This is a genomic window from Actinoplanes sp. NPDC051388 (genome assembly GCF_055586225.1).
This window is the reverse complement of the sequence record NZ_JBVJIP010000002.1, coordinates 835,516-845,014: the sequence shown is the minus strand read 5'-3', so window position 1 is coordinate 845,014 and position 9,499 is coordinate 835,516. Positions and strand designations below refer to the sequence as shown.

Here is a 9,499-nt window from a genome sequence, read left to right as displayed (position 1 = left end):
GTACCCGCACTCCTTCATCATCGGGATGAGCGTGCGCCCCCCCTCCCCCCCCCCCCCCCCCCCACCACCCCCCCCCCCCCCCCCCACCCCCCCCCCCCCCCCCCCCTTTCCCCCCCCCCCCCCCCCCCCCGCCCGATTCTTCCGCCACCAGTAATGCGGGTCGGGCGGCGGCGGCACCGACCGGTACTTGGCCACCCGCACCTCCCACTGGCTGCGCTGCCTGAGCACCTCGCGCCATTCCCGATCCCGGTGAAAGGTCTCGGGCGGCCGCGCCAGCCCGTAGACGTCGGCCCACCATTCGCCCGGCTCAGGATCCAGAATCGTCTCCAGGTGACTTGGATAGCGCCGGTCGGCGCCATCGCGCGTGTCATCCCAGTCCCGCATCGGCTCGACGACCCGACCGTTCTTGTCAACGACGACAAGGCTCAGCTCGGCCACGTCCAGGATCCGCTGGAAGAGGTGTGGACCCGGTTGCCTCGAGCCCGCTTCAAGCTTGCCGATCGTCGACGGTGCCACCCCGACCGACTCGGCCAGTTCTCGTTGGCTCTGCACGCTGATGCGTCGAACGCGACGAACAAATCCAGCAAACGGAAACGGCTCATCCCCTGCCCGGCCGGTCGGCTCAGGGACGGTTGGTTGCAAATCCATGCCGGTAACGTCGCAGACAACCGACGGAGAACGGTCCGCCGCTGTGGACAGACTCGTGGTGTGGATAACGATCGGCACCGCGCCGAGCCCATGTCTGGGGCCTTTGCTCTGCTTCCTCTGAGGAAGCGGCCCATCCGCCGACGGCCCGCGAGGCCCGGGCAAGGCCCCTCCGCTTCCTCTCAGGAAGCAGAGAGGCTCTGCGCCCTCAGAGGCTCTGCGTCCGCCGCTTCCTCTCAGGAAGCAGAGAGGCTCTGCGCCCTCAGAGGCTCTGCGTCCGCCGCTTCCTCTCAGGAAGCAAAGGGGCTCTGCGCCCTCAGAGGCTCTGCGTCCGCCGCTTCCTCTCAGGAAGCAAGGGGCTCTGCGCCCTCAGAGGGAGCGAGGGTGACGCTAAGTTATGCCGACATTTGGTCTGCGGCATGAACACACGCTTAAGCCCAGGTCACACGCTGCTTCCTTAGAGGAAGCAGAGCAAAGGGGCCGCGGACGCTTGGGGTGGTTTGGTGGGACGGCTACGAGAAGTAGTCGGTGTGGCTCGGCCAGAAGCGCGTTTGGGCGCGCGTGATCGGCCTTGGCCCCGGCCTGCTTTGCGCAGTCAGGCGGGCGCCTTCAACACTGTCGGCTCGGACGTCACCGGCGTTGGAGAAAGCCAAGGCCGTTCTCGGCGTCCGGGTGGCTGGTTTTCCGGGCTCAGTAGCGGTCGCGAAGGAGGTTGGCTGCTTCGGTTGCCCAGTAGGTGAGGGTTATCTGGGCGCCGGCTCGCTTTATTGATGTCAGGGTTTCCAGGATTACTCGGTCGCGGTCTATCCAGCCGTTGGCGGCTGCGGCCTCGACCATCGCGTATTCGCCGGAGACCTGGTAGGCGGCTACCGGGATCGTTACTCGGTCTCGGATGGCTGCTACTACGTCCAGGTAGGGGAGGGCTGGTTTCACCATTACTATGTCGGCGCCCTCGGCTACGTCCAGGTCTACCTCGCGCAGAGCCTCTTGGAGGTTTGGTGGGTCCTGCTGGTATTGGCGGCGGTCGCCTTCCAGGGAGGATTCCACTGCCTGCCGGAATGGGCCGTAGAAGGCGCCGGCGTATTTGGCGGCGTACGCCAGGATTGCCGTGTCTTTGAAGTTTGCCTTGTCCAACGCCTTGCGCGTCACGCCGATTTGGCCGTCCATCATGCCGGAGGCGCCCAGCATGTGGGCGCCGGCGGTGGCCTGGGCGACTGCCAGTTCCGCATAGATGGCCAGGGTGGCGTCGTTGTCTACGCTGCCGTCGTCGGCCAGGACTCCGCAGTGGCCGTGGGAGGTGAATTCGTCCAGGCACAGGTCGCTCATGACCACCGTGCTGTCGCCGACCTCCTCGATCACGTCGCGGATCGCCACGTTGAGGATGCCGTCGGGGTCGAGGCCCGCTGAGCCGGTCTCGTCCTTGTGGTCGTTGGTGGGCACGCCGTAGATCATCAGGCCGCCGACGCCCGCCCGGACCGCCTCGTGCGCCGCCTTGCGCAGGCTCTCGCGCGAGTGCTGCACGATGCCGGGGAGGGAGCTGATCGGCCGCGGCTCGGTCAGGCCTTCCTTGACGAACAGCGGCAGCACCAGCTCGGCGGGCGCCACCCTGGTCTCCTCGACCAGGCGGCGCATCGCCGGAGTGCGGCGCAGGCGGCGCGGACGGATGTCCGGGTACGACATGGACTACTCCTTAGCGGAACCTCAGTGCTGTCGGGCCCTGCACCTTTGAGCCGCGGCGCTGCTTGGCCGGCATCGCGGCCAGCTTCTCGCGGAGCTCGATCGCGTATTCGGCGAGCGCCTCGACCAGGTCGGGCACCGAGGCGTGCTGTGGCTGGACGTCGACCCGGAGGCCGAACTCGGTGGCGGTCTCGGCCGTCTTCGGACCGATCACCGCGACCACCGTGCGGGCGTGCGGCTTGCCGGCGATGCCGACCAGGTTGCGGACCGTGGACGACGAGGTGAAGAGGACGGCGTCGAAGCCGCCGCTCTTGATCGCGTCACGGATGTCGGCCGGCGGCGGCGCGGCGCGCACCGTGCGGTATGCCGTCACGTCGTCGACCTCCCAGCCGCGCTCGATCAGGCCCGCGGCCAGCGTCTCGGTCGCGATGTCGGCGCGCGGCAGCAGCACCCGGCCGACCGGGTCGAGGATCTCGTCGTGCGGCGAGAACTCGGCCAGCAGGCCCTCGCTGGACTGGTCGCCGGCCGGGATCAGCTCGGGCTGGATGCCGAACGCCCGGACCGCGTCGGCGGTGGCCTCACCGATGCAGGCGATCTTGACGCCGCCGAAGTGGCGGGCGTCCAGGCCGTGCTCGGCGAACTTCTCCCACACCGCGCGGACCGCGTTCACCGAGGTGAAGACGACCCAGGCGTAGCGGCCGTCGACCAGGCCCTTGACCGCGCGTTCCATCTGCGCCGGGGTGCGCGGCGGCTCGACCGCGATGGTCGGCACCTCACACGGGATCGCGCCGTAGGCACGCAGCCGCGCGCTCATCGCGCCGGCCTGCTCCTTGGTGCGCGGGACGAGCACCTTCCAGCCGTACAGCGGGCGGTTTTCCCACCAGCTCAGCTTGTCGCGCTGCGCGACCTCGCCGCCGACGGTGAGCACCACCCGGCCGGTGAAGCCGAGTGCCGCGGCCACGAAGCTGTCCACGGTGGAGGAGGTCGTGTACTGCGTCTCGCCGGTGCCGTCGCCGGTCACGCCGACCGGAGTGCCGGGCTCGATGCCGGCGGCCAGCAGGCCGTCGCGGACCGCGGCGAGATCGCCGGCGTCCACCGCGACGGCGAACGAGCCCTTGCGGGCCGAGGTGGCGAGCGCCTCGAAGTCGAGCGCGGCCACGTCGTCGACATCGGCCACGGTGCGCACGCCGGGCAGCGGCACGCCCGCGTAGGTCGCGACGCCCTCGGCCTGGCCGACCCCGGGCACCACCTCGAAGTGCACGGCGGTGCGGGCGACGGCCTGCACCTCGCGCACCACGGACTCGTGGCCGAACGGGTCGCCGGCCACCAGGTGCACGGCGGACAGCCCGGAGCGGGCCGCCGACAGCAGCACCTTGGCCACGTCGCCGGAAGCGCCCTCGGCCGGGCTGAACTGAGCGTCCGCCTTGGCCTCCGCCTTGATCGCGGAGAGCAGGGAGTCGGGGACTCCACGGTCGTAGACCACCTGGTCGGCGTCGACCAGGGCGTCGTGCGCCCGGCGCGTGAGCAGCTGGGGGTCGCCTGGTCCGGCGCCCACGAACGCGATGCGTCCGGCGGGCTTGCGGGCGGTGCGGGTGGTCATGCTGTGCTCCCCATCAGGGTATCGGCGCCGTTGTCGAGGAGGTCGGCGGCGAGTGCCTTACCGATCTCCGCCGCGTCGGCGGGCGTTCCGGTGCGCGACAACCGGATGGCTCGGCCCCCATCCGGGCTGATCACGGCACCGCGCAGGTAGATCTCGTCGCCGTTCTCACCCTCGGCGAGCTCGGCGTGTGCGGCGACCGGCGCGGAACAGCCGGCCTCCAGGGTGGCGAGCATCGCCCGCTCCGCCACGACGGCGGCGCGGGACGGTGCATGATCGAGTGCGGCCAGCAGCTCGATCAGGTCTGCGTCGCCGGACCGGCACTCCACGGCCAGCGCCCCCTGGGCCGGGGCGGGCAGCATGAGCATCGGATCCAGCGTTTCGGTGATCTCGGCACCACGGCCGATACGCACCACGCCGGCCCGGGCCAGGACGACCGCGTCGAGGTCGGCCTGCGGGCCGAGCACTCGGGCGATCCGGCTGTCGACGTTGCCCCGGATCGGCGTGACCTGCAACTCTAGGCCCAAAGCATGCAATTGCGCGATTCGGCGCACCGCCCCCGTGCCGACGGTGGCGCCCGGCGGCAGCTCGGCAAGGGTCAGGTTGTCGCGCGCGACCAGCGCGTCGCGCGGGTCGGCACGCTCCGGAACTGCGGCGATGTGCAGGCTGGGGTGGTCGGCGGTGGGCAGATCCTTGTACGAGTGCACCGCCAGATCGATCTCGTCGGCGAGCAGCGCATCCCGCAGTGCGGACACGAAGACACCCACCCCCAGGGTGGCGACCGGCGCCGACGACTTGTCACCCGCGGTGACGACGCGCACCAACACAACCGGGTGACCGGTCGCCGCCGTGATGGCGTCGGCAACGGACTGTGACTGAGCCAGCGCGAGGGTGCTGCCCCGGGTGCCGAGGCGCAGCGGCGCGTTCACGCGTTACCCCCGATCTCCGGTACGGCGTCGGCCTGAGTGGCGAGTGGGACGTCCAGATCGAACAGTTCGCGCAGCAGGGTGGCGTACTGATCCCCGCCGGGTTCGGCGGCCAGTTGCCGGACCCGCACGGTCGGCGAGTGCAGCAACTGCTGGACGACCCGGTGCAGAGTACGGGAAACGTCGGCCCGTTGCTCCTCGGTGAATTCCGGCCGTCGTGAGGTCAGCTTGCGCAACTCGGCGGTGACCACGTCGTCGGCACGATTGCGCAGCGCAGCCACCGTCGGCGCGATGTCCGCGCCACGCAGCCAGCCCAGGAAGTGCTCGACCTCGACGGCGACGATCTGCTCCACGGCCGCGGTCTCGGCCACCGCCGGACGGGCCCGGCGACTGTCCACCAGACCCTCGATGTCGATGATCGTGACGCCGTCGATGCCGGTCGCGTCCGGCGCCACGTCCCGTGGCACCGCCAGGTCGAGCACGACCAGCGGCGCGGCCGCGCTCAGCCGGGCCCGGTCGAGCACCGGCTCGGCGGCCGCGGTCGCGCTCACCACGATCTCCGCCTCGGCCAGCGCCGCGTCCAGCTCTTCGTAGGGCACCGCGGTCGCGCCGTAGGCCTCGGCCAGTCGCCCGGCCCGCTCGGCGCCGCGGTTGGTGATCCGCAGCGGCCCGATCCCGGCCCGGGTGAGCGTGGCGACCGACAGCGCGCCCATCGCGCCGGCGCCGATCACCAGCGCCGGACGGCCGCTCAGCTCACCGAGGTGGTCGGCGGCCAGATCGAGAGCGGCGGTGACCACGCTCTGCCCGGCCTTGTCGATGCCGGTCTCGGCGTGCGCCCGCTTGCCGACCCGCAGCGACTGCTGCATCAGCTCGTGCAGCATCCGGCCGGCGGTGTCCGCCTCGGTCGCCGCATGGTAGGCGTCCCGCAGTTGCCCGAGGATCTGCGCCTCACCGACGACCATGGAGTCCAGCCCGGCCGACACCCGGAACGAGTGCCGCACGGCCGCCTCGTCGTAGTGCACGTAGAGGTGCGCGGCGAGCTCGCTCGCGGGCACCCCGGAGTGCTCGGCCAGCACGTTGCAGATGTCGCCGAGGCCGCCGTGGAAGCCGGTGACCGCCGCATAGATCTCCACCCGGTTGCAGGTGGAGACGACCACGGCCTCGCCGACATAGGCCTGACCGACCAGTTGCTGCAGCATGGCCGGCAGCTCGGCGGCGGTCAGGACCAGTTTCTCCAGCGTCGCGACATCCGCGGTGCGGTAGGACGCGCCGACACACAACAGGTTCATGACCCCACCGCCTCGTTCCCGACCGCGGTGGTCGCCGTCCGGCCGCCCGGCAGCGCTGTCAGCGACGCCTTGCGGTGCTCGTGGAAGGACAGGATCTGCAGCTCGATGGCCAGGTCGACCTTTCGCACGTCGACCCCGGCCGGCACCGTCAGCACGCACGGCGCGAAGTTCAGGATGCTGGTCACCCCCGCGGCGACCAGATCGTCGGCGACCGCCTGCGCGGCGTTGGCCGGGGTGGCGATGACGCCGATCGCGATCTTCTCCTCGGCGGCGACCGCGGTCAGCTCGTCGATGTGCCGCACGGTCAGCCCGTCGATCAACTCGCCCACCCGGCTGGGGTCGGCGTCGAACAGCGCGACGATGCGGAAGCCCCGGCTGGCGAAGCCGTCGTAGCCGGCCAGCGCGTGCCCGAGGTTACCGACGCCGACCAGGCAGACGGCCCGGCTCTTGTCGAGCCCGAGGATGTATTCGATCTGGGCGGTGAGGAGCGCGACGTCGTACCCCACGCCTCTTGTTCCGTAGGAACCCAGGTGGGACAGGTCCTTGCGGAGCTTGGCCGAGTTCACCCCGGCGGCCGCGGCGAGACCCTCGCTGGAGACGGTCTCGGCGGCGTCCTCGAGGTTGTGGAGAGCGCGCAAGTATTCCGGCAACCGGGCGATCGTCGCCTCCGGGAGATCCGGGAAGGCGGGGACACCGCCGGGCGTGCCGGTGACGTTTCCGTGACGCTGCTGACTCATCTGACTCCGTGCCGACGAGGTGGCTGACCTGCGAAGAGCCCTCCGTGGACGGCAAGGGACCGGCTGTGGTAGCGGGGCTCGTCGGAGTCACAGAGTAGGCGCTTGTGAAGGCGTGCACAAATCGCGATCTTGAGGAGAGGTCTGGACGAAGATCCACTCGTTGTGTTAAAGCCTGCTCAACCGAGTATTACCGGTCCACCCGCTCAGCGCCCAATCACGTCGACAAACTGACCGCCCGCATCAGAGCCTGCGCGCGATCTCCACGGCCTCGACCAGGGTGTCCGCAACCGGGCAGCCGATCGTCCGCAGCCGGCTCGCGTCGGTGAACCCGCCGGTGTAGAGAACCACCGCCGCGCCGTTCGCCTCGGCCGCGTGGGCGTCGTCCAGCGAGTCGCCGATCAGCACCGCCTCCGGCCCGGTCACGCCCAGCGCTTCCAGGTGCGCGGCCAGGTGCCCGTCCTTGAGATGGCCGCCGACCTCGGTGCGCAGTCCGTCCACCCGGGTGAAGTGACCGGTCAGTCCATAGGTCTCCAGCGCCGGCACCAGCTCGTCGTGGAACCACATGGAGAGCAGCGACTGGCTGCCCGGCCACGAGGTGAGCGCCCGCTTGGCGTCCGCGGCCAGGGCCATCGTGGTCAGCCCCAGCCGGTACGCCTCGTGGAAGACCCGGTCCAGCTTGCCGAACTCCTCGTCGTCGACGGCCCGCTCGAGGATCTCCGCATAGAACTCGGCGACCGGCCGGCGGAACCGGCGGCGATGCTCGTCAGGGTCGACGTCGCGTCCGCCGATCGCCGCGAACGCGCTGTTCGTGGCCTGGACCACCAGCGTGAAGTCGTCGAGCAGGGTGCCGTTCCAGTCCCAGACCAGGTGAGTGCGCGCCACGAACCGGAACTATAGGCGGGGCGCGCCGGGCGGCCGAGCGAGATCCCGCCGCAGCCGGTCCTCCTCGACCCGCCAGTAGCCGTGCTCGGCGCCGTCCAGCAGCACCACCGGCACCCGGTCGCCGTAGTCGCGTTCCAGGTCGAGCGACGAGTCCACGTCCACCCGCGTCCAGTCGCCGGGCGCCACCCGGTCGAGCGCCGCCTCGGCCACCTCGCACAGGTGGCAGCCGTCCCGGCTGATCAGGGTGACCCGCGTCATGCCAGTTCCCGTTTCCGGACCTTGCCGATCGCCGAGTGCGGCAGCGAGTCGACCAGTTCGATGACGGCCGGCTGCTTGAAGCGGGCCAGGTGCGCCGCGCAGAAGACCTGGAGCTCGGCGATGGTCGGCGGCGGGTCGAGCGCGGGCACCACGAACGCGTGCGGCGCCTGGCCGGTCTCCGGGTCGGGCATCGCGATCACCGCCGCCTCGGCCACGCCGGGGTGCGCGTCGAGCACCCGCTCGATCTCGGCCGGATAGACGTTGAAGCCGTTGACCAGGATCAGCTCGCCGATCCGGTCGACCAGGTGCAGGTCGCCGTCGCCGTCCGCGTACGCGATGTCGCCGGTGCCCCACCACCCGTCGGCGTCCGGCCCGTCGCGCCCGTCCGGCCAGTAGCCGGAGAACAGGTTGGCGCCGCGCACCACGATCTCGCCCGGGTCGGTGCCCGCCGAGTCCTCGACGGAGAGGTCCAGCTCGGCCAGGTCCTCGGCCGGGGAGGCGGTGCCGTCCGTCCAGAGCACCTCGCCGCCGGCCGTGCGCAGCCGCAGCGCGACGCCGGGCAGCGGGCGCCCGATCGAGCCCGCCTTGCCGCGGTCGCTCACCGCCGTGGTGGTCAGCACCGGCGCCGCCTCGGTGAGGCCGTACCCGATGATCACGCTCTTGCCGGTCACGGCGGTGAAGCGCGCCGCGTCGGCCGGGTCGAGCGGCGCCGCGCCGCACACCGCCGTGCGCACCGTGGCCAGCGACTCCTTCGCCGAGTCCGTCAGCGACCAGGCGGCGTACATGCCGGGCACGCCGACCGCGACGGTGACCCGGTGCCGAGCGATGGCGGCGAGTGAGCCGGCCGCGTCGAACCGCTCGACCAGCACTCCGGTCGCGCCGTGGTGCGCCACCGTCCCGAGCCCGGTGTTCAGTCCGTAGGCGTGGAAGAACGGCACGCTCAGCAGCACCACGTCGGCCGGCCCGACCACCGGCGGCTCGATCCGGTCCAGCTGGTCGTGGTTGGCCGCGAGCGCGGCGTGGCTGAGCATCGCGCCCTTGGGCCGGCCGCTGGTCCCCGAGGTGTAGAGCAGGACCGCGAGCTGATCGGCGGACGGCGGCGAGAACGCCGCCGAAGATCCAGACCCCAGATCCGGGGGTACGCACGACGCGCCCGCGATCGGACTCTCCGTAACCACCAGCGACACGCCGGAGTCACGGAGTGCGAAGTCGATCTCGTCCGGGGTGTAGCCGGGGTTGAGCGGCACCGCGACCAGCCCGGCCCGCAAGACCCCGAAGTAGACGACGGCGAAATCGATCGTATTGCCCAGAATGATCGCCACCCGCCCGCCCGGGGCGTCGACCAGGGCGGCCAGCCGACCGGCCGCCAGCTCCACCCGCTCGTCAACATCCGTCCAGGTCAGCGACGTCTCGCCGGCGATCAGCGCGGTCGTCTGCGGTCGCTGCTCGGCGGCGGCTCGCACCGCGTCGCGCGCTCTCGTCTCCACG

At 71.1% G+C, this 9,499-nt stretch carries 9 protein-coding genes; all 9 read right to left on the bottom strand.

The window, feature by feature from the left end; translation table 11 throughout:
• Positions 1-648, bottom strand: a 648-nt coding sequence (locus tag ACZ6TI_RS08275) for a helix-turn-helix domain-containing protein (RefSeq protein ID WP_465344277.1), incomplete at its 3' end; no start/stop codon positions are given.
• Between the two features lie 687 nt (positions 649-1,335).
• Complete coding sequence (gene hemB / locus ACZ6TI_RS08270) at positions 1,336-2,325, bottom strand: porphobilinogen synthase (protein ID WP_465344276.1); 990 nt, start codon at positions 2,323-2,325, stop codon at positions 1,336-1,338.
• Positions 2,326-2,335: 10 nt separating this feature from the next.
• Positions 2,336-3,922: a bifunctional uroporphyrinogen-III C-methyltransferase/uroporphyrinogen-III synthase gene (locus ACZ6TI_RS08265; protein WP_465344275.1), complete on the bottom strand. Its 1,587-nt coding sequence runs from the start codon at positions 3,920-3,922 to the stop codon at positions 2,336-2,338.
• On the bottom strand, positions 3,919-4,848 hold the full coding sequence (hemC, locus tag ACZ6TI_RS08260; protein WP_465344274.1) for a hydroxymethylbilane synthase: 930 nt from the start codon (positions 4,846-4,848) through the stop codon (positions 3,919-3,921). The genes ACZ6TI_RS08265 and hemC overlap by 4 nt, the downstream gene beginning before the upstream one ends.
• Positions 4,845-6,134, bottom strand: a complete 1,290-nt coding sequence (locus tag ACZ6TI_RS08255; protein ID WP_465344273.1) for a glutamyl-tRNA reductase — start codon at positions 6,132-6,134, stop codon at positions 4,845-4,847. The genes hemC and ACZ6TI_RS08255 overlap by 4 nt, the downstream gene beginning before the upstream one ends.
• Positions 6,131-6,871 (bottom strand): redox-sensing transcriptional repressor Rex, encoded by a 741-nt coding sequence (locus ACZ6TI_RS08250; RefSeq protein WP_465344272.1) that lies wholly within the window; start codon positions 6,869-6,871, stop codon positions 6,131-6,133. Before ACZ6TI_RS08250 ends, ACZ6TI_RS08255 begins: the two co-directional genes overlap by 4 nt.
• 240 nt (positions 6,872-7,111) lie before the next feature.
• On the bottom strand, positions 7,112-7,753 hold the full coding sequence (locus ACZ6TI_RS08245; RefSeq protein ID WP_465344271.1) for an HAD family hydrolase: 642 nt from the start codon (positions 7,751-7,753) through the stop codon (positions 7,112-7,114).
• Positions 7,754-7,762: 9 nt separating this feature from the next.
• Positions 7,763-8,011, bottom strand: coding sequence for a glutaredoxin family protein (locus ACZ6TI_RS08240; protein ID WP_465344270.1), 249 nt, complete (start codon positions 8,009-8,011; stop codon positions 7,763-7,765).
• Entirely contained in the window at positions 8,008-9,498 is a 1,491-nt protein-coding gene (locus tag ACZ6TI_RS08235) for an AMP-binding protein (protein WP_465344269.1), read from the bottom strand. The genes ACZ6TI_RS08240 and ACZ6TI_RS08235 overlap by 4 nt, the downstream gene beginning before the upstream one ends.
• Position 9,499: the final 1 nt, after the last annotated feature.

What these genes read in the sequence shown, in the direction of transcription:
- ACZ6TI_RS08240 (WP_465344270.1), bottom strand. Translation starts at nt 8,011, where the DNA reads ATGACGCGGGTCACCCTGATCAGCCGGGACGGCTGCCACCTGTGCGAG.
- ACZ6TI_RS08250 (WP_465344272.1), bottom strand. Translation starts at nt 6,871, where the DNA reads ATGAGTCAGCAGCGTCACGGAAACGTCACCGGCACGCCCGGCGGTGTC.
- ACZ6TI_RS08265 (WP_465344275.1), bottom strand. Translation starts at nt 3,922, where the DNA reads ATGACCACCCGCACCGCCCGCAAGCCCGCCGGACGCATCGCGTTCGTG.
- hemB (WP_465344276.1), bottom strand. Translation starts at nt 2,325, where the DNA reads ATGTCGTACCCGGACATCCGTCCGCGCCGCCTGCGCCGCACTCCGGCG.
- ACZ6TI_RS08255 (WP_465344273.1), bottom strand. Translation starts at nt 6,134, where the DNA reads ATGAACCTGTTGTGTGTCGGCGCGTCCTACCGCACCGCGGATGTCGCG.